General features: G+C 42.4%; 20 protein-coding genes. 4 read left to right on the plus strand and 16 right to left on the minus strand.

Annotated features, from left to right (window positions below; translation table 11 throughout):
* From CA600_RS10760 to CA600_RS10800, 9 genes are all read right to left on the minus strand, one after another.
* The coding region (locus CA600_RS10760; protein WP_094870188.1) for a leucyl aminopeptidase family protein at positions 1 to 1,357 on the minus strand (1,357 nt) is incomplete at its 3' end.
* 41 nt (positions 1,358 to 1,398) lie between these two features.
* Positions 1,399 to 2,391 carry an ABC transporter ATP-binding protein gene (locus tag CA600_RS10765; RefSeq protein ID WP_042189914.1) on the minus strand — a complete coding sequence of 331 codons (993 nt, stop codon included), beginning with the start codon at positions 2,389 to 2,391 and terminating at the stop codon, positions 1,399 to 1,401.
* A complete protein-coding gene (locus tag CA600_RS10770) occupies positions 2,388 to 3,389 on the minus strand; it encodes an ABC transporter ATP-binding protein (RefSeq protein ID WP_094870189.1) in 1,002 nt (333 codons plus the stop codon). The genes CA600_RS10765 and CA600_RS10770 overlap by 4 nt, the downstream gene beginning before the upstream one ends.
* Before the next feature lie 13 nt (positions 3,390 to 3,402).
* The gene (locus CA600_RS10775; RefSeq protein WP_094870190.1) at positions 3,403 to 4,314 is read right to left on the minus strand and encodes an ABC transporter permease; all 912 of its coding nucleotides are present in this window, start codon (positions 4,312 to 4,314) and stop codon (positions 3,403 to 3,405) included.
* Positions 4,315 to 4,383: 69 nt separating this feature from the next.
* On the minus strand, positions 4,384 to 5,307 hold the full coding sequence (locus tag CA600_RS10780) for an ABC transporter permease subunit (protein ID WP_094870191.1): 924 nt from the start codon (positions 5,305 to 5,307) through the stop codon (positions 4,384 to 4,386).
* Positions 5,308 to 5,420: 113 nt separating this feature from the next.
* A complete protein-coding gene (locus CA600_RS10785; protein WP_094870192.1) occupies positions 5,421 to 7,025 on the minus strand; it encodes a glutathione ABC transporter substrate-binding protein in 1,605 nt (534 codons plus the stop codon).
* A gap of 89 nt (positions 7,026 to 7,114) precedes the next feature.
* Positions 7,115 to 8,119: an asparaginase gene (locus tag CA600_RS10790; RefSeq protein WP_094870193.1), complete on the minus strand. Its 1,005-nt coding sequence runs from the start codon at positions 8,117 to 8,119 to the stop codon at positions 7,115 to 7,117.
* Positions 8,120 to 8,149: 30 nt separating this feature from the next.
* Entirely contained in the window at positions 8,150 to 9,307 is a 1,158-nt protein-coding gene (locus CA600_RS10795; protein ID WP_094870194.1) for an ROK family transcriptional regulator, read from the minus strand.
* Positions 9,308 to 9,809: 502 nt separating this feature from the next.
* Positions 9,810 to 10,472, minus strand: coding sequence for an MgtC/SapB family protein (locus CA600_RS10800; protein ID WP_042189928.1), 663 nt, complete (start codon positions 10,470 to 10,472; stop codon positions 9,810 to 9,812).
* Between the two features lie 208 nt (positions 10,473 to 10,680).
* Here CA600_RS10800 and CA600_RS10805 point away from each other — a divergent pair, with 208 nt between their 5' ends.
* On the plus strand, positions 10,681 to 11,646 hold the full coding sequence (locus tag CA600_RS10805; protein ID WP_094870195.1) for an NAD(P)H-dependent flavin oxidoreductase: 966 nt from the start codon (positions 10,681 to 10,683) through the stop codon (positions 11,644 to 11,646).
* 117 nt (positions 11,647 to 11,763) lie between these two features.
* Here CA600_RS10805 and CA600_RS10810 read toward each other — a convergent pair whose 3' ends face one another.
* Positions 11,764 to 11,979 (minus strand): hypothetical protein, encoded by a 216-nt coding sequence (locus CA600_RS10810; RefSeq protein WP_234532155.1) that lies wholly within the window; start codon positions 11,977 to 11,979, stop codon positions 11,764 to 11,766.
* A gap of 349 nt (positions 11,980 to 12,328) precedes the next feature.
* Here CA600_RS10810 and CA600_RS10815 point away from each other — a divergent pair, with 349 nt between their 5' ends.
* Together CA600_RS10815 and CA600_RS10820 are read left to right on the plus strand one after the other, a co-directional pair.
* A complete protein-coding gene (locus tag CA600_RS10815; RefSeq protein WP_094870196.1) occupies positions 12,329 to 12,727 on the plus strand; it encodes a DUF2871 domain-containing protein in 399 nt (132 codons plus the stop codon).
* A gap of 188 nt (positions 12,728 to 12,915) precedes the next feature.
* Positions 12,916 to 13,344 (plus strand): VOC family protein, encoded by a 429-nt coding sequence (locus CA600_RS10820; RefSeq protein ID WP_042189935.1) that lies wholly within the window; start codon positions 12,916 to 12,918, stop codon positions 13,342 to 13,344.
* A gap of 87 nt (positions 13,345 to 13,431) precedes the next feature.
* Here the strand turns inward: CA600_RS10820 and CA600_RS10825 are convergent, their stop codons facing one another.
* Genes CA600_RS10825 through CA600_RS10840 form a run of 4 tightly spaced genes read right to left on the minus strand, consistent with a single transcriptional unit; the run spans position 13,432 to position 18,669 of the window.
* The gene (locus CA600_RS10825; RefSeq protein ID WP_094870197.1) at positions 13,432 to 15,774 is read right to left on the minus strand and encodes an ABC transporter permease; all 2,343 of its coding nucleotides are present in this window, start codon (positions 15,772 to 15,774) and stop codon (positions 13,432 to 13,434) included.
* A gap of 2 nt (positions 15,775 to 15,776) precedes the next feature.
* Positions 15,777 to 16,682 carry an ABC transporter ATP-binding protein gene (locus tag CA600_RS10830; protein WP_256989809.1) on the minus strand — a complete coding sequence of 302 codons (906 nt, stop codon included), beginning with the start codon at positions 16,680 to 16,682 and terminating at the stop codon, positions 15,777 to 15,779.
* A gap of 26 nt (positions 16,683 to 16,708) precedes the next feature.
* On the minus strand, positions 16,709 to 17,983 hold the full coding sequence (locus tag CA600_RS10835; protein ID WP_094870199.1) for a HAMP domain-containing sensor histidine kinase: 1,275 nt from the start codon (positions 17,981 to 17,983) through the stop codon (positions 16,709 to 16,711).
* A gap of 2 nt (positions 17,984 to 17,985) precedes the next feature.
* The gene (locus CA600_RS10840) at positions 17,986 to 18,669 is read right to left on the minus strand and encodes a response regulator transcription factor (protein ID WP_094870200.1); all 684 of its coding nucleotides are present in this window, start codon (positions 18,667 to 18,669) and stop codon (positions 17,986 to 17,988) included.
* Between the two features lie 66 nt (positions 18,670 to 18,735).
* Between CA600_RS10840 and CA600_RS10845 the strand changes: the two genes are divergently transcribed.
* Positions 18,736 to 19,998, plus strand: a complete 1,263-nt coding sequence (locus CA600_RS10845) for a serine hydrolase domain-containing protein (RefSeq protein ID WP_179281588.1) — start codon at positions 18,736 to 18,738, stop codon at positions 19,996 to 19,998.
* Between the two features lie 34 nt (positions 19,999 to 20,032).
* Here CA600_RS10845 and CA600_RS10850 read toward each other — a convergent pair whose 3' ends face one another.
* Entirely contained in the window at positions 20,033 to 20,392 is a 360-nt protein-coding gene (locus CA600_RS10850) for a hypothetical protein (RefSeq protein WP_094870202.1), read from the minus strand.
* Positions 20,393 to 20,511: 119 nt separating this feature from the next.
* The gene (locus CA600_RS31780; RefSeq protein WP_256989810.1) at positions 20,512 to 20,646 is read right to left on the minus strand and encodes a hypothetical protein; all 135 of its coding nucleotides are present in this window, start codon (positions 20,644 to 20,646) and stop codon (positions 20,512 to 20,514) included.
* Positions 20,647 to 20,748 lie beyond the last annotated feature (102 nt).

Raw genomic sequence — 20,748 nt, forward strand, 5'->3', positions numbered from 1 at the left:
CCGTCCCAGCCATATCAATATGAACCCAGCTCATCGATTCTGCTACAAAGCGCCGAATAAATAAGGCTGCTGTAATCGCACCTGCAAAGGGGGAAGTACTTACATTGCGGAGATCAGCGTAATTACTCTGGAGATCTGCTTCATATTCATCCATTAACGGCATGGGCCACAGTCGTTCTCCATTGCGCTCACCGATCTCCACTAGGCTCTGCGTTATATCAACATCACCCCATATGCCCGCGATGCCTAATCCGAGCGCCGCACCGACATTTCCAGTTAGGGTAGCAATATCAATAGCTTGCTTTGCTCCGATATTTGCGGCATGAATAAGCGCATCCGCTATGATAAGTCGACCCTCGCCATCCGTATTCGCAACCTGAACGGTTAGCCCGTTAGGGTAGCGGATAACAGAAGAAGGTAACATCGCCTTAGCATCTGGCACATTATCAACGACTGGAATAAGTGCGGTCACATTTACATTGGCATGCTTCCTTATCAAAATATCCATAGCCCCAATTACAGCAGCCGCACCACCCATATCCATGCGTGCATCGCTGATATCGCTAGCCGTCTTCACATTCATGCCACCTAAGTCAAAGGTTACACCTTTTCCTACCAGTGCTAACATCGGTAAGTCAGGGTTACTCTTGTAACGAATTTCAACAAGGGCTGGAGCGTGCTTACTTCCTGCTCCAACTGCGAGCAACCCATTCATCTGAAGTTCCACAAGCTCCTGTCCTCGATAGATATGGACTTTCAAAGCAGCATCATCACGGTCGAAAAATTCTGCCATCCATTCCGCAAAACGGTCAGGATTCAGTGTACCAGGTACCTCATTCACAAGATCACGAGCAACTACGGCACCTTCTGCGCGTATCTGTGCAGAAACCCGTACAGCTTCCATTTCAATTGATGATAGGTCAGGCCAATCTATCGATTGAAGCTGTAAATCAACAGAGCCTTCCACCTTGGTAGTTCCCCGATAAGTTTGAAAACGGTATAAGCCGAGAATCCAACCTTCTATCCAAGCTTGTAATTCATCAGCAGCAGAAATATCCCTATTCCTATTTATTGCCTCGGATGCTAAGCGAACAAGTGAAGCACTACTTCGTCCTTCCTTCAGAATTGCACGAGCAGCAGATCCACCCGCTCGGCGAATCCTCTCAAGCGTAATATCCTTGCGCTTTCCCATTCCTACCGCTAACACATCAGACTCTTCCTCAGTGCGAGCATGTAACCAAGTCACACTGCTGCACTGTTTGTGGGGCGCTCCCAGCCTAAAAGGAAAAGACTCCTCTTCATAAGCTAAATAGACAATAGTATCCGCCACATTAGCGGAATCGAATAAGATATTCATCGCTGTCCCTTCTTTTCCGTAAAGTGATCTCACAATTTCAGTTACCGCTCTAATTTCAACATTTCTTCATCAAATAAATGACATGCAACCTCATGACCTGGTTCGACTTCTCGAAATATCGGTACATGCTGCTTACAGATTTCCATACAGGAAGGACATCTTGTGTGAAAACGGCATCCCGACGGTGGATCAACCGGACTTGGAAGATCTCCCTTCAGAATAATGCGCTCCTTCTTTAAGGTAGGATCGGGTACAGGTACAGAAGATAGCAGTGCTTGTGTGTATGGATGCATTGGACGATCATACAAGGTATCTTTATCCGCCGTCTCTACGAGGGAACCCAGATACATAACTCCGATTCGATCACTAATATGCTCAACAACACTTAGATCATGTGAAATGAATAAATACGTCAGGCCATACTCTTCCTGCAGATCCTGCAACAGATTTAGCACTTGTGACTGAATCGAAACATCCAGTGCTGACACAGGTTCATCTGCCACGATTAAGCTTGGTCGAACAGACAATGCCCGGGCGATTCCAATCCGTTGTCGCTGTCCACCGCTGAACTCAAAAGCGTAGCGCTCGGCGTGGATACTATTTAATCCCACGGTCTCTAGTAACTCGCATGCTAGTTTATCCCGTTCTTTGGACGAGAGCTTTGTATGAATAAGCAGAGGTTCAGCCACAAGATCCTTCACCTTCATTCGTGGATTAAGCGAAGCATAAGGGTCTTGGAACACCATTTGTATATCTTTACGAATAGGACGCATTTGATTGTCTGAGATATGGCTAATATTTTGACCCTTAAACCACACTTCACCGTCATTCGGCTCCAGCAAGCGAGTCACCAATCTTCCTGTAGTAGATTTACCACAGCCACTTTCACCTACAAGACTGAACGTTTCTCCTTTACGTATAGCGAATGAGATCCCATCAACTGCGTGCAAATATCTAGTAGTTCCGAAAAAGCCCTTCTTCACCGAAAAAAACTTCTTCAGACTTTTAACTTCAATGAGTGGAGTCTCCTTCACAAACCTTCCCCTCCTTCCGTGTTCTCCTGCTGTGTAAGCCAACAACGACTCTTTCGCTCTAGTCCCTCAATCGGAAGTAACTCTGGCTCCTGCGAGAGACAGCGCTCTGTGACATAATCGCAGCGAGGTGCAAACTTACAGCCCGTTGGCATTTGTGAAAGGTCAGGTACATTCCCTTTAATGGAATCCAAGCGACGTACGTTTTGACGCAGCTTTGGAACGGATTGTATTAAACCCTTCGTATACGGATGCTGCGGTCTTGCAAATAGTTCATGAACGGAAGCTTCCTCCACTACACGGCCAGCATACATTACAACTACACGATCACATAGTTCAGCTACAACCCCAAGGTCATGGGTAATGAGCAGCATCCCCATATCCTGTTCTTCTTTCAGGTGCTTCATTAGATCAAGGATTTGAGCTTGAATCGTCACATCAAGCGCCGTTGTTGGTTCATCTGCAATCAGCAGTTTCGGGTGGCAAGACATCGCCATCGCAATCATTACACGCTGCCTCATACCGCCAGAGAGCTGATGCGGATATTCATCCACCAAATCTTCCGCACGTGGTATACCAACTAACCGCAACATATGAATGGCATGTTCACGGGCCTTCTTCCGACCATAACCAAGATGCAACATGATCGGCTCCATCAATTGCAAGCCAATCTTCAGCACAGGATTAAGTGAAGTCATCGGCTCCTGGAAAATCATCGCCATTTCATTTCCCCGTATCTGGCGCATCTCTTTGTCCGTAACCTTTGTTAGATCCGTTCCCTCGAAACGAACAGAACCGCCAGAAATTCTGCCTGGCGTATCCTTAAGAAGCCGCATAATCGACAGTGAGGTAACACTTTTGCCACAGCCGGATTCTCCAACTAGACCCAGCACTTCACCTTTCTTAATCACAAAGTCAACACCTGCAACTGCCGTTATACTTCCATCGCCGCGTTTAAACTCCGTTTTCAGCCCTTGTACTTCCAGCAAATTTTGAGTCATGTCTTGTCCCTCCTTAGTTTTTCATTTTGGGATCAAGAGCATCGCGCAGTCCGTCCCCGACCAGGTTAAATGCAAGTACTGTCAAAAATATAGCTAAACCCGGAAAATAAACGATATGTGGAGCAATACTTAAATAATCGCGCCCCATGCTTAACATTGCCCCCCAATCGGGCTCCGTTGGCTTCGCACCCATTCCAAGAAAGCTTAATGACGCAGCGGCTAAGATTGCCCCGCCAATTTTCATGGATAGATTAACGATAATACTAGGGACCGTTTCAGGAAAAATATGTCGCCAAATGATTCGGCGATTCTTCGCACCCATTGAACGGGCTGCTTCAACAAACAACGTTTCCTTCGCAGACAATGTTACGCTCCGGATAATGCGGGCGAACGAGGGTGTACCGAAGACTGCAACTGCAATCACAACGTTGGATAAACCAGGCCCAAGTATAGCGACGATCCCAATGGCAAGCAGTAAATCAGGGAATGAGAACAATACGTCACTGCCACGCATAATAATCCGATCCAGCCAACCGCCATAATATCCACTGATAAGGCCAAGGATGGTTCCAAGTACACCTGCAATCAATACGGAACTCAGGCTGACCGCCAAAGTCAACCTTGTACCATCAATTAAGCGACTTAGAATATCACGGCCGTATTCATCCGTTCCCGCCCAATGCTTGGCAGACGGGCCCTGCATTAGCGCATCATAGTTCGGTTCATCTGGATTATAAGGGGTCAGAAATGGCCCGAAAATGGCAATTAAAAAAAGCAATATGATAAAAAATGCAGCCACAAGGGGCATCTTTTGTTTGCTGAACTTGCGAATAAAAACAGCCGCGCGGCCTTTTGTTTTCTCCGGGGCTATTACCTCTCCGGGTATAGGGGAATTAGTTCCCATTACCGCCGAATTGTCGCTCATGATATCCCTCCTAATCCTATATTCACCCTCCAGAAAACTATCGTAATTCTGTTTCTCAGTTACTCTAGCTTACTGAGAAAACCTGATTTTCGGATTAAGTACGCCATACAATAAATCTACAATTAAATTGATAAGGATAAATTGTGTTGAAAACAGCAGCAGCAAAGCTTGAATAACTGTATAATCCCGGAACAAAATGGAATCCACCAGCAGTCTTCCAAGACCAGGAATACTGAAAACTGTCTCAACCATTACCGATCCACCAAGCAAGAACCCAAATTGAAGTCCAGCTACAGTAACGACCTGAATAAGAGAATTACGCAACGCATGCCTGCTAATAACAACATACTCGCGTAAGCCTTTCGCACGTCCTGTTCGGATATAATCCTCCCGTAACGTTTCTAGCATCGATGACCGAGAGTAACGAGCCAGCATCGACATAATCCCCATTCCAAGTGTAATGGAAGGAAGAATATAAGACTTCCAGGAATCCACACCACCGGTCGGAAACCAGCCAAGCTCTACCGAGAAAATCTGAATGAGTACCAAACCTAACCAGAATCCAGGGATCGACATCCCCGAAATGGCTGTCAATGTGCCTAAGTGATCAGGCCATCTATTGCGATAAACCGCTGAAATAACACCAATTAGAAGACCAATGACAAGCGCCCAAGCCATACTGAGAAACGTTAACCACAAGGTAGGCATTACTCTACTTTCTAGCATATCGGTTACTGGAATCCCTGATCGAATCGAATTGCCCAGATTACCACTCAGTAGATCGCTCATGTAGTTTATGTATTGATTCCACAGCGGCAGATTGAGACCTAGTTGCTCTTGAATGCCATGAATCTCTTCAAGTGTGGCGTCTTTACCCGCAATAAGCCGGGCCGGATCGCCCGGAATTAAGTGAATAAACAGAAAGACTAATACCGATACAATGAATAGCAACGGAATAACCCCGAGGAGTCTTTGTAAAGCATATCTACCCAACTCATAAGCCCCCTTCAGTATCGACAAATGATTTAACTGAGGCCGCCTCCTACCATTCTTAAGAAGCGGCCTCGTTCAATTCTTGGGAAATTAAATCTTGCGTTTGACTTGAATTATTTCACTTCTGCATTTAGGACATTAATGGAACCATCCGGGAAGACTTTAACACCTTCCAGATTAGATCTTTTGCCTGAGATGATTTGGTCAACGCCCATGAATGCCCAAGGAGCATCTTCCCATACTGTTTTTTGAATATTTGCATAAATAGATTTAGCCGCTTCCGGATCAACAGATTTGTTTGCTTCCGCAATCCATTTATCTACATTTTCATTTTTATAATAAGCTGTATTCGAGCCAGCTGGTGGGAACATTTCACTACTGAACAAACCTCTAGTAGCACCATCTGCATCACCGGAGGATGGAGACCAGCTGACATACCACATTTGAATTTTTGCTTCTTCAGGTGTTTTAGCAGCATTAATTTGGTCAGACAATGTACCGCCTTCCATAGACTTCACTTCTACCTTGATGCCTACAAGTGCTAGCTGTTGTTGAATAAATTGCATACCCTTCATGGTTTCAGATTCGTTTTCTCCCCAAATTTCGGTTTCGAATCCGTCTGGATACCCCGCTTCAGCAAGCAGTTGCTTAGCTTTTTCAATGTCATAGTCATAACCTGTTTGTTGGGAGTAATATTGTGTTTTGGAAGACATCGTGGAATCAAGCTTAGCGCCAAGACCCGATTTCACAACCTTGATATATGCTTCTTTGTTGATAGCATAGTTAATGGCTTGACGTACCTTTACATCATCGAAAGGCTTTTTCATCGTATTTAACGTTACATAACGAACAATGGTAGAATCGATGGTATCTACAGTAATTCCTTCAAGACCTTCAACCTCGGATACTTGCTCGGTTGGCATTGGATAAATGAAATCAGCCTCACCAGTTTTTAGCATCGCAATCCGTGATCCATTCTCTGGTACAGGTCTAAAGGTGATACTGTCCACTTTCGGCAAGTCTTTTTGCCAGTAATCCGCATTCTTCTCAACAACTAGACGATCACCTTGCACCCACTCTTTGAACTTAAATGGGCCAGTACCTACAGGTTTTTTTGAAATATCGGCCCCATTCTCTGTTATAGCTTTAGGGCTAATGATAGGCGCCATTGCAACCTTGTTTAAAAATGCGTTGTATGGCTCGCTGAGTGTAATAACCACGGTTTTGGCATCAGGAGTCTCCACTTTGGCCACCTTGGCGAAGCTTTTGCGCAGTCTCAGATTATTCTTCTCATCCTGAATACGGGCAATATTCACCTTCACTGCTTCGGCATTAAAATCAGTGCCGTCTTGGAATTTAACGTTTTCTTGCAAAGTAAATGTATATACCAATCCGTCTTCACTAATAGTGTGGCTTGAAGCAAGAACAGGAACAACGTTCATATTCTCATCAAAACCCATTAGACCTTCGTACATCGTTCTGGCAGCGCTGATTGAATGTGTATCGCTTGCGTTATGAGGGTCCAGCGTAATAAAGTTAGAATTGATGGCAATTACAATGTCTTTATCATTTTTTGTAGTTGGGGTGCTAGTTTCAGTTCCACCAGCGGTATTGCCGCCTTGTCCCTCGTTGTTTGCTTTGTTGCCGCACCCTGCAGTCACTACTACTGTAATAAGCAGCAGCATGAACATTGACCATACTTTTCCTTTGACTTTCATGTTATACACTCCCCTTTAGAAACGATGTATTAGAAAAGCTCCCAGTCCAATTATTCATGAGACTTGAAGATTATTCCCGATCCTTATAATCAGACTTCCCATTGGAATACAGCACGGCGTTCGCCTACAACTGTGCCGCCATCATTAACAATAGTGTTCGGCACGAGTGCGTATAAACGATCAATCGTATCTTGATTGCTATAGCCTAAACGTTCCAGAATCGATGCGATGATACAAGGCCAGACTTGCTCAGAACCATCGGATACTTTTAGCGAGATACCGATTCGCTCCTTTCGGAGACCAATTCCATATACACCTTTAGCGCCGCCCTTTGCCGTAAGATTATCATCCTTTAGAAGCTCCGAGCAGACGAATTTCGTATCTGCAATCATCACTGGATTATCGTTCATAAGCTTTGCAGTCGCAGCAGCTGCGTTACGTATTTCCGTATTCTCAATCAAATCAGGACAGGCTAGCTTTAAATAGGAATAAGCGATTTTATGAAGAGGGAGTGCGAAGATAGGAAGACCACAGCCATCAATCCCTTGAGGAATGGATTCCTTCGATACTTCTGCGATATAAGCCATAATATCAATGATTTCCTGTTGCACGGGATGGTTAGGATTATAATAAGTATCTATATCCCAACCCATATATTTGCTAAGGCCCATTAACCCTGCATGTTTACCTGAGCAATTATGAAAGATTTTACGAGTCGGCTCATTCGCCCGATGGCGCTCTGCCTTGGCTTCCTCATTCAGCGGGTATGTAGAACAACAATGAAGTCCCTCTTCTTTTAAGCCCATTTTCTGAAAAAGAGATTCAAGTGCTTCAATATGAAAGGCCTCTCCCCGGTGCGAAGCAGTAAAGAGTGAGGCTTCCTTACTTGTCAAACCATAAACTTCATCGATCCGACGCTTCATAACCGGTAAAGCTTGGAATGGTTTAGCTGCTGAACGAAGATAGGTTATATGCTCCGGATTACCTGCTTTATACAAAATATTACCTTTCTCATCGACCACACTAACTGCACCGTAATGTACATTCTCTAGTAAGCCACCGCGATATTCTTCTACTAATGTTGTAAATCCCATCTGTACAGGCCTCCTTCGATGTATTTATTTTTAATCCAATGCGAAAAAACGATTTTGCGATAGTAGTCCAGATCCGATAATTACACCATTCTCGTTCAACATCGAACGATGAATGGTGAAAGACCCACGAAGGGGTTCCCATGTGAAGCGTGAAAGATATAGCTTCTCGACTGCTTCATAAACATCCGGAAATTTGTCAACGAGTTCTCCACTCAGGATCACACTATCGGGGTTATACATGCATACGACATTGTTGATGGTAATCGCCATATACATGAGTGCTCGCTCAATCAAATGAACCGCCCAATGCTCTCCTGCATCTTTTGCTTCAAACAACTCCTCGATTGAGCGAATCGGACGAATCCGATTGGCTTCTGACAACAATGAGCTGATATTAATATAGGTCTGTAAGCAACCCGCCTTACCGCACTCACACATCATTCCGTTAGGATCCACTGTCGTATGCCCTATTTCACCAGCACTGTTCATCACCCCGCGGTAGATCTCTCCCTCAAGGATCATCGCCGAGCCAACGCCTTGCCCGAAGCCCAATAGTGCGGTACGGACAGATCCAACAGCAGCACCTTTGAGATGTTCAGCAAGAGCTCTAACCTTCAGCTCATTATCCACAGCAATTTCAAAACCGGTTAGTTCCTTTAGGCGTTTAGCTAAGGGGACATTCTTCCATCCAAGCTGAACCGAGAAGACGACAATCCCTTCTTCGTTATTCACAATGCCAGGAAGTCCAACGCCAATACCGACGATTCGAGTTCTATCAATCACATGCTGCTGTGTCAGTTGTTCAATTGCTTCTTTGATTCGTTCCAGTGTCTTGTCTGGACTCTCGTCCGGAGTACGCGGATATTGCCTGCTGCAAAGAAGCTTACCTTGCAAATCTACGATACCTACAATCATAAGACTACGATCCAGTTCAACCCCAACCGACAACACAGAAGCGTCAACCATAGCAAGCAACGTTGATTTCCGACCTAATCCTGAAGATACCTGATCAGAATCCAGTAGATACCCTTGTTCAGTTAATTCCCCAACAATCCGACTTACAGTTGTAGGACTCATACCCGTTTGTTTGGCGATGGAAGCGCGAGAAATTGGTTGTTGATTTTTTATGATTTCGAAGACCGTCAAACGATTTTGCCGCTTCATAAAATCCTGATCGTGCTTTTTCACAGACATTCTCCTAATTATTTTCTTCAGTGCATTAATCAAACTAATAAAACTATAAAAATAAGAAAAAATTTGCCAATTAAGCTACGCTAATGTAATATTTGATTAAATTTCAGTTTAGTTTCTCCAGTGATGGGATTAATAATAAAGGCTCATTGATTGTATGTCAATATAAATGACATATTTTTTTATTCGAAATAAATGAAAGCGTTTAATATGTGATTTTTATAACAATCTCCTCAAATACATGACACAAACATAACACTAAAGACCAAAACTCTCTCATAATAGACGAGTGGAAACTATAAATAGGAAAAACTTAATTTAGAAGTGGTGGAAATATCTTAAAAACAAAAAGAGGTTTGGGATCGATGCAGAAGTTTTGTGAATCTGAATATTGGAAAAAGGGTAGAATTGTGCGCGGATTTAGTGAAATGGAGATTGCACCCGCATCAAAAGCAAGTTCTTCATATAGAAACCAACTTTTGATGCGAGTGTTAAAAAATTATTGAAACTCTACTGCCTTAACAGACGCGTCCTCTTGTATCAGTGACAACAATTTCACAGCATTAAACGATTCAGGAAATTTTACGATTATTTCTAAATTCAATTCGGAGGCAAGACTATTATTTTCAGCATGAAAGCTTAAAATGGTAATATTTTTTTCTTCAAGGAGCTGTTGAATTCTACTCACGGCTCCTTCTGAATTAGTCAGACAGATCACAATCTGTTGCGTTTTCGGTGAGGCCAGCCAACTGTATCGGCCATGCAAAATCTTTTGCCCGAGTAAGATAATAATTGTTGCTCCTCCACCCAGAATATATAGGCCCGATCCAATCGCCAGCCCTAGTCCCGCCGTTGCCCAGATCCCCGCTGCAGTTGTCAGGCCCTTCACAGTGTGTCTATGCATGAAAATCATTCCTGCACCAAGAAATCCCACTCCACTTACTACCTGGGCAGCTATACGTGCGGGATCGAGTTTAACATAGGACCAATCCGCTTGATCCTGAAATCCATATTTTGAAATGATCATCATAAGTGCAGCACCTAAAGCAACAATAAAATGCGTTCTAACTCCCGCTTCTTTCATCCGGCTTTTTCGTTCAAAGCCAACTAAAACACCACAAATTCCAGCTCCAACTACACGAAGTAAATATTCAAACTCCATACATAGTCCTTCTCTCCTTTTAATATTGCTATTTATTGTATCATAAACGGATTTCTATATTTTCCCCTCCTATATGATGGACATGATATTTAACATAGTTTGAGCATGCGCACAGTCACATCTGCAAAGATTTAACTGTGATACCTTTATAGCTGTTACTCCAGTAGACATTGTATAACGGTCTACAACTCGTGAAAGAGGTGCGTATATGAAACTGCCAACAATCCAATTTGGGCATATTAAATCCAAGGTTCCTGTAATTCAAGGGGGTATGGGCGTAGGCATATCCTTAAGTGGCTTAGCTGCTGCTGTAGCCAATGCAGGTGGGATCGGCACCATTTCTGGTACAGGAATCACCACTGATGAACTGAGAATGCATATTCGCAAAACAAGAGAGCTCTCAAAAGGGATTGGATATATCGGGGTGAACGTTCTATTCGCGATGAAGGATTTTGCCGAAAAAATGAAGGTCGCTTTGGAAGAAAAAGTGGACTTTATTATTTCTGGAGCCGGGATTTCCAGAGATATTTATGCTTGGGGTAAAGAGTATGGTACTCCTGTGGTGTCTATTGTTTCCTCCGCCAAATTAGCCAGAATATCCGAAAGACTTGGTGCCTCTGCAGTCGTAGTGGAAGGATTTGAAGCTGGGGGCCATTTGGGTACAGAGAGATCCATGTTCGAAATTCTTCCTGAGGTTGTAGAAGCCGTTTCGATTCCAGTAATTGCTGCTGGTGGAATTCTGACAGGAGAAGATATCGCAAAAGCCCTTCGGATTGGAGCTTCTGGTGTTCAGATGGGGACTCGTTTCGTGGCGAGCCATGAATGTGATGCTCCACTGGCCTTTAAGCAAAAATATGTAGATGCCCAGCAGGGTGATACTATTCTAATTAAGTCTACAGTGGGGCTAGATGGCAGAGCAATTCGTAATGAATTCACAGAACGCATTAGTGATGATGCCAAATTAAAAATAGCCAAATGCTCTAATTGTCTAAAGGTTTGTTCTCATCGCTTTTGTACCATGGAATCTCTGCTAACTTCCCTTAGGGGAGATGTTAAGAACGGGTTAGTGTTTGCCGGGTCCAGAGTTCATGAGATTAAAGAGATATTGTCCGTACAGCAGATAATCGACAATTTAATGCATGAGTATCAAGGAGCATTGAACCCCGCAACTTAAGATTATAATACGATGCTTATGCGATAATACAGATAAAATAAGAGCCCTTTGTTGTATGCAACAAAGAGCTCTTTTTAAAAGGCGTTAAATATAAGTTGATTCTACATCAACATCGCCTTACATCATTCCACGAGTATTAGAAATGCCCTCTTGTTGATGACAGCTCTTATACATTTGTTCTAGCTCGGAATCACCTAAGTTAGGATGTCTTTCTTTCATAAAAGGCAACATCTCTTTAAAAGTGCTTGGAGCAAACCCGGCAGCATAAGCTGCTGTTCCAATTCCAAATGACAAAATAACTACACAGATTACTGCAAATACTCCTCTTTTCAAAAAAACCATCTCCTACTTTATAATACGGAAAAAATCAATACGAAAAAAATTTGCTGAAACCAACATGCACATCAGACCCATTCCCATAACTAGAATGGCTATAATCCAATCCGCTTTTTTCATATTCATCCTCCCGTGCCATCGAACATCCTGAATCCAATGAATAGTGGGGTTCAATAATATTAATGATTATAGATAAATATTGTGTGGAAACTATGTGGGACATGCTTAAGAGTTTAATTTTTGTCAATTTCGTGAAATTAATCACTACATATTCATTTGTTCATACTGCGTTCTTATTTGCAAGATATGATTTCAATATAACAATAAACATAAAGGAGTCATGATCATGAAAAAATTGTATTACACTTCTTTTTTCTATGCCATTCTTGGTTTGATAGCGGGTGTTGCTTATCGTGAAATTACCAAAATGAATGATTTTGAAGGAAACACCATCTTAGTTGCACTTCATACTCATATCCTTGTACTGGGCTTCTTCTTCTTTATAATCGCATTGATCCTGGCCAAGTTATTTAATATCCATGAAGCTAAATCCTTTGGTGCATGGTACATTGTATATAACATTGGTCTCCTGATCACGATCGGTACTATGGCCACTCGCGGGATGCTGCAAATTAACGGGACTGATATCAGCTTCTTACCGCATATTGCAGGTCTCGGCCATGCCATAGTAGGTGCTGGTATCATATGGCTACTAATTCTGCTCGGTAAACGAATTAAATCATAGGGAAAGAGCTGCTGGATCTTATTCCAGCGGCTTTTTTGATTAGTCATATTTAAGTTCATACCAAATGAGACTATAAGTATATTTGTTTATACACTGGTAAATGATACAATATGGAAGTCGCGAGATATCTTAAATTTTAACTTTAAACTATGCTTTCGATGCCACCAAAACTTTTAAGGAGTGAAGTAATGTCTATCGATGTTTATCTGAATTTCAACGGGAATTGTCGTCAAGCTGCAGAATTTTACGCGGAGGTGTTTGGTGTTGAACGTCCACAAATCATGACTTTTGGCGAAACACCACCCGATCCCAATTTCACTCTTCCTGAAGAAGCCAAAGATTTAGTTATGCACACTCGCTTGAATATCGAAGGCAGTAATGTAATGTTCTCTGATGTTTTTCCAGGCATGCCTTTCGTGGAAGGAAACAACATAAGTCTTTCGGTAGTAAGTAAGGATTTGGATGGCATAAAAAAATATTTCCATAAGCTTAAAGAAGGCGGCAAAGTAGGCATGGAATTACAAGAAACCTTCTGGAGCTCGTGTTATGGCAGTCTAAAAGATAAATTCGGCATCGATTGGCAATTCAATTATGATGACGGACGAATGAATATGTAATAAAAATAACAACGAGTATGGAGTGGCTGCGAAACCTATTAATACAGGTGCGGCCTACCTCCAACTCGTTGTTTCTTGTTCAAGCGCTTAGTCCATAATCAAATCATATACACTAACCTTCCGAATCCGTCTTGCAACTAGCATGGATACCACATAAGCAACTACTAGAATGACCGCACACAGTAGAAGCACTTGAGGCAAACTAACCGCCAGCTGAACGTTATAGATGCCTAGACTTGAAAGCAATAATACAAACGCCGAATCCGAGAAAATATACCCCACTAAACTCCCCAGCACTACTCCAACTACAATCACCGGAAAAAGACTGAACGTAATCTGTGTCATTAGATTAAAGGTGGTATATCCGATACCTTTAAGAATGCCGAATTCCCGCTTACGTTTCATAATCAACGTCTTAATCACTAAATACAAAATTAGACTGACTACAAAAATCGTAACCACAGTAATCACCGCCGTCATAGAAGATACTGCTGAGGTAAAAGTATTAAGTGTACTATCCATCGCTTCTCGAACGTTAGTAATGCTCCATTGTCCGGGGAAACGCGCTTCCAGATCCTTCGCAAAAGCATTGGAATCTCCCCCGTCTTTCAGATACACATTGATGGACTGAGGGGTGTACTCCGGTTGCAGTCTTTTCATTCCATCACCAGTCATGCTCGCTACCATCCCAAGTTGATTAATCTGCTGGCTTAGACCAGTGACTAAATAATTCACCGTTACACCATTAAAAGTGACCGGAACCTCGTCCCCTACATTTATATTCTCCAATTTTGCAATAACACCGGAAATCGAAATTTCGTTATCATAAATGGGTTGCCTGCCTTTGTATGTTGTTTGCGTCTCCAGCTGGCTAAAATCGTCTGACACTCGAAGCATAAAGTTAGTATCTTTGATCGAAGCGGCCAGGCTATCCAATACAGTCAACTTTTTAACTATTGGCATAGCTTCTAATTCACTAAACATCCCCTGCTGCAGATCTTCGTTCTTTGGCAACAACATGAAATCGCTTCGTTCTATGCCTACCAACTTTATAACGGCGGAGGTATCTCCTTTAAAGTTGAAATTCAGTATAGAGCAAAAAATACTAGAAAAGGTTAATCCGGCAACAATCAATATGATCATCATATTCTGTTTCATCTGTCTTAATAAAGCTTTAAGGCTTAAGCTGAATTGCAGATTCATTCGGGATGTTTCGAGTGGAATAGGGTTCCGCTTGAAATTGTGAGCATGGATTCCGCTCTGCAAAGCAGCAATCGGAGTAATATTCCGAATTCGCCGGCTCGACAAATAAGTAACAATAGCAACCAGTCCAGAGACGACAACCAAACTAAGCGCTGCACTGCCCACTTCAAATGATACAGGCCACAGCAGTCCGATCGAAGACGAAATCATATTCCCTACCAAGGGCATAACTAACCCAGCTACCCCTCCTCCCGGTATAGCTGCGATGATGGAAACCGCGGTGAACTGAAGGAGAAGCGAGTTTTTGATCTGCCATGAGGTATAACCATTCGCCTTTAAAACACCGATGTTAGTCAAGTTATCTTCAATATGTCCTAATATTTGAAACCGGATTACAATAAGCGAAATCAGAACCATAATAAGTGCAAATACGATCAAAATAGCTGCTAAAAGATTAACAAAAACACGGTTCCCTTCGAGTCCGACTTCCGCCCGCATTACTTGAAATGGACTCTTAATTCCTGAGGCAAAAATCCGCTCACTTATCATTTGTTCCAGCTTTACATCCTTTGAAGGATCGGTCACATCTGCTGATAGAAAGCTATACTGAGCTTCAGTTCCAAGACGTTCCTCCAATTGCTTATAGCCTTCATCATTTAGAAATACTTTTAAAGCTCCATTCGTTAACGTCCCTAGTAGTGGCTCCTCAATAAATCCGCCGATGGTATAAGAGAATTGGTTATTATTGTATACAAAAGAAAAGTTATCACCTAGCTCATACCCCGATCCTACATGGAATAAATAAGGCAGATAGATCAAGTTCGGATCCCTAGATTCGAGCGGGGTAATAGTCTTGAATAGTCCCATTGTCCGCGGTGTATCCGCATTGAGAATTATAAAAGCTACAGTAGTATCCGTTTCTCCATACTTCATTTTTGCGTCTGCTAATAGAATCGCTGCTTCATTCTCCCAAGATTCGGTATATGGATAACTATCCACAAGCCCCTCGTACTCTTTTAGATGATCATCTTTTGCAAAATATGCACTTAATTCTGGAGTCTTTAATTCAGTCATTTTTTCTTGCTGAAAAGAATTAAGCTTCAAGCTGACCGTGAGACCAATGTTCAACAGCAGCGCAGCTATCATGATCAATACGAAGAGCGTAATCGTTGCACTTTTTCTTTTGCGAATATTGGACCAAGCAAGTTTCCCTATTAAGCTTCTCATCCCTACCACCCCAATTCGGTCAGAAAGGACTGTAATTGCTGTTGCCGTTCAGGTCCACTATTTTCGCTATAAGGGGAAAGGCGCAAATCTCCAATGACTACTCCATCCTGCAGATACAAGATCCGATTACCACGCAGCGCAGTTTTGAGATCATGTGTTACCATAATTATGCTTTGCCCCTGCTTATTCACCTCGGTTAGGACACGCAGTACCCCTATTCCAGCTGAGCTATTTAGCGCTCCAGTTGGCTCATCAGCAAATACCGCTTTTGGACTGTTGATCAGGGCCCGGATAATTCCGGCACGCTGAGCTTCACCTCCAGAGATTTGCGCCGGAAACTTCCCCCAGATGGAGTCATCCAAGCCTACATCTAAGAGCAGCTTTTTGGCTTTTTCCACAGCCCCGGCCCTATCCTTTTGTACAAGAAAAGCACTTGATAATACATTGTCGAGGACACTCATTGAATCGAGTAGATGGATCTGCTGAAACACAAATCCACAGTTCTTCCGCCGGAATATCGCCAGCTGATCATTACTCATCGCCGTAATATCTTGACCTTCAAACAAAACCTCTCCAAGCGTTGGCTTATCCATTCCCGAAATGGCATACAGCAGTGTTGATTTACCAGAACCAGAGCTGCCCATGATAATCGTGAAATCACCATGATATAAGGTCAGATCTAGATTTTTTAATACATGCTGCTGAGTTCCTCCATGGGAGAAGGTTTTTCCAAGCTTATGGGTCTGCATCAATACTTTATTATTCACTTCGTTCATGTTGAACACTCCATTTACGTTCATGCTCATTAATTGCGTTAACAGTAACCCTTGCTCTCGCACAATATAATGGCTGCAATCACTGGCTGATTCGTAATTGCAACCTAATCGTACGTTAAATGTTCTTAACATGTCTTTGTGCAATCCTTAGCGAATTCTTAATTCTTTCCTGCTAAAGGAATCAGCAGCTTTACAGTAAATCCATCCTCCCGATTGGAGCATACAATATCGCCCTGCATTTTTTGCATCATATAACGAGAAATGTACAGACCTAAGCCTGCACCGTTCTGGCTCACGGCTAAACTGCCCCGAAAAAATTTATTGAATATTAAAGGTAATTCCTCCTCAGGAACACCAGGACCGTAATCCAGAATATCAACCTCCAGATAATGATCCCTAATCTCGAATTTAATATCGATGTGTGTACCGGAGAAGGCATATTTATAGGAATTGTTCACTACATTATCGATGACCTGCTGCAGCCGTAATGGATCCGCCATAATGATGCAGTCTGGCACAGATGCAGCTGAAATTCGTTCGTAGAAGTTCACATTGTTTATAATTTGGGTGAGCAGATGACTATGCTCCTCCGTTAAGCTGACTTTTAGTTCATTCAGCTCCTCCAAGGTGGAATGGAACATGTCTGTGACCAAGCGATCAATCTGATCCGCTTTGGAATATAAGGTGTTTAGCTGTCTGCTTGTCTTCTCATCTCTTGCGCTTAATAACATCAGTTCCGTAATCGCCTTCATCGAAGCGACGGGGGTCTTAATATCATGACTAAGACTGGCAACCAGCTCCTTCTTACTCTTGTTCGCTAAATATTCACTATGCCTAGCCGCCGCAAGCTCTTCCCGCATCATATCGAAGCTTTCGGTAAAGGCACCAAATAGATGATTACGATCCATCGCAAGTGGCACTTCAAGATCACCTCTTGCGATATGGTTCGCAAATAGCTGCATTTTGCGAAATGGACGAAGAATGGATCTATTCAGGAACCAAATATAGAGGATGCCGAGAATTGTAAGCAAAAGCAGCATCGCAACAGAAACTTGTATAAATTGTTGTTTCATATGTATAAAAATCGTACGGTAATCATTATTAATAATTACTTTACCCACCAGCTGATCCTGAACAACAACGTCGACTAAGGTATCCCGATTATTGATAGCTTCGTTAATGCTAATGGAAATCGCATTTTCAGTCTGATATTTTAATTTACCAGACGTATCGATAATGGCGAAATCATAAGGACTTTCCTTGTACAGTTTCGGATCAATTTTATCCCAATGCTGCTCTGTAAGCTTAACGATGGTATTGATCGCCACTCGGTCTGTGGAGGTCTCCACCTTCAAATTGAATATCAGGAATAAGAGAGTTATACTTGCAGCGAGTATAGTGAGCATTAGGGCCAGTAGCAATTTTTTAGTCATCGCTATTTATCCTCAAAAGCATAACCGATACCCCATACGGTACGGATGTACTGTGGATCGTTAGGATTCTGCTCAATCTTCTCACGAAGATGACGGATATGTACATTTAAGGTGCCATCTCCCGCAAAAACATCCCCCCATACCTCTGTAAATAGCTCCTCTTTAGCGATTACCCGATTTTTATGCTGGATCAAAAACTTAAGCAATTTATATTCCATTGTTTTCAGCTTGAGGGGTACGCCGTTAAGACTTGCCCTTCTGAGTTCGGGATCAATCTGGATGGGGCCGGATTCAAGAAAAGAGGACTCGGCTACAACTTCGTTGTTGTACCGTTTAAGCACCGCTTTTACTTTTGCCAGCAACACTCTCAGGGTATACGGCTTATGAATATAATCATCTCCCCCGATATCAAGTGCAATCAATACATCATCCTCACTGGAGCGGGCACTAATAAACAGGATGGGAATCCCGGTCGTCTGACGCAGCTCTTTGCATAACTGAAAGCCGGATTCACCGCCTAAATTAATATCAAGGAGTAACATCGACACCTGATGCTCACACAAAAAGTTCCGGCAGGCATCGGCGCTCGTAACAAATGCGGTTTGAACATCAAACAAATTAAAATATTCGCAGGTGGTCTCCGCAAGCTCAATTTCATCATCAATAATCAAACAATCATATCTCATCGATTTCTCTCCGCTTCAACAGAATTTATTAATATGTTAGAATATGCCTTTAAGGAGGGGTTACCTGTGGATACACAATTCCAGCGTCTGGAGCACTATTTAGATAAATACGAACAAAGCTGGCCATTAAGTGGCACAGTCTTACTAGCTCAGCGTGGAGAAATCAAGTTACATAAAGCGTACGGATATGCCAATCTTGAACATCAGGTCGCGAATACTTTAGATACCAAATTCCGGATCTGGTCACTTACCAAATCATTCACTGGCATGGCTATCCTGATGCTAAAAGAACAAAAACGTATTAGACTGGAGGATCCAATCCTAAAATATCTCCCTCAGCAGCATCAACTAGAGGGGATTACCATCCTTCACCTGCTGGGACATACCTCTGGTATAGCCAACTACACTTCCATACCCGAATATAATCAAAAATTAAATAAGCTAAAGCTGACTCCACAAGAGATGTTACAGTTATTTGTGAGTCAACCCCCTGCATTTATGCCTGGCACTTCATTTGCCTATAACAACTCAGGTTATTATTTGCTGGGGATGATTATTGAGAAGATTACAGGGATGACATTTGAAGATTATATCACTACTTTTATATTACAGCCTCTGGGCATGGTAAATACAGGAGTTTATAACAATCAGCAAATTATTCCAAAATTAGCCTCGCCTTATCATTCTTCTTGGGGAGAGTATACTCAGGGGGAATACATAGATATGAGCTCTATCTTATCCGCTGGCGGGATGTATTCGACGGCTGCCGATCTTTTCCTGTGGGATCAAGCCTTGTACTCCGATCAATTAGTGTCTCATAACACCCTTGAGATGGCTTTTCATTCCAGTAATCTCAAATATCGATTTGGTTGGTTCTTGGACGAACGTTTTGATCGAAAAAGAATGTATCACGGCGGTGCCTACCGCGGCTTCCGAAGTGAACTACATAGATATCCTGAAGATCAAACAAGCGTCATCATGTTGACCAATTACGATTGCGTACCCGTCACCAAATTAACGGAATCTCTAGCTGGATTAATATTTGGTGAACCTGAAAGGGTGCCTGTCTCTCCACAAGCCTTCCCTCTTGATGACAGCATTTATGCTTCATATATGGGAACCTATGAGGGATATGGCTGCAAAGCGAGCGTGGAGCGTAGTGGGCAAGATTACTATTTTGTCTGGAATGATGTAGAAGTCACTCCCTTTTATCCCATCTCGGAAACAAGATTCCATCATACGAAGCATGATTCGGAATATGAATTTAAGCGGAATGCTCAGGGTGAGCTTTCATTTCTGGGGATGCACAAAAAACAAGACAAGTCTTAAATAGACCTGTCTTGTTTTTTGATTCGTGTCTGCCCTAGGCCTTGGCTATAATGATAAACTCAACGAGAAGTACAAGTAAGGCAGTAGTTACACCAAGCGAATTAATTACTGTTAAAGCATCCGGGTAGCTTTCTTTCCGAAATTGGGAGAATAAAGATACCATCCATAATACACTGAAGAATAGCGCGACCAATCCAGAAATCGCCTCACTATCCACTTTTCTGCTCCGCATAAATAATCCTACAAGGCCAACAACGGTAAAAACCATGTATATAACAAGCTCTATGGATGTGATCACAATCGCCTCGCCTGCAGAGAACAAATGCATTAACATGTATTGAATCCCTAAACAAATAAACACAAGCTGGTTAAAAGAAACTTTGCTCACTCTCATAGCTTATCTCCTTTTAATTTAAGTAAACCGCAAATAAAAAGATAACGCTTTCATTATATCGATAATTAAAATAATCCTCTGTGACCATACACACGAAATTTTTTAAGGACAGAAATTTCTCAGTGCTTGGTAAACCAAGGCGTCAAAAAGCTCCCTATAGAAGTCACCAACATAACAATACTGATTATCCAAATGTTTTTACGGTAAGGATGAAATAACTCTTTAATACTGATCCATACTACATTGTATTTCATTTCACATAACTCCCCGCGACATATACTGAGACTAGCCTCATCCCATCTCAATACCAACAAAAAGAACAACAAAAACTACAATAGCTAGCAAAGCACCTACAA

The sequence above is a fragment of the Paenibacillus sp. VTT E-133280 genome (assembly GCF_002264385.1).
Taxonomy (GTDB): domain Bacteria; phylum Bacillota; class Bacilli; order Paenibacillales; family Paenibacillaceae; genus Paenibacillus_AQ; species Paenibacillus_AQ nitricinens.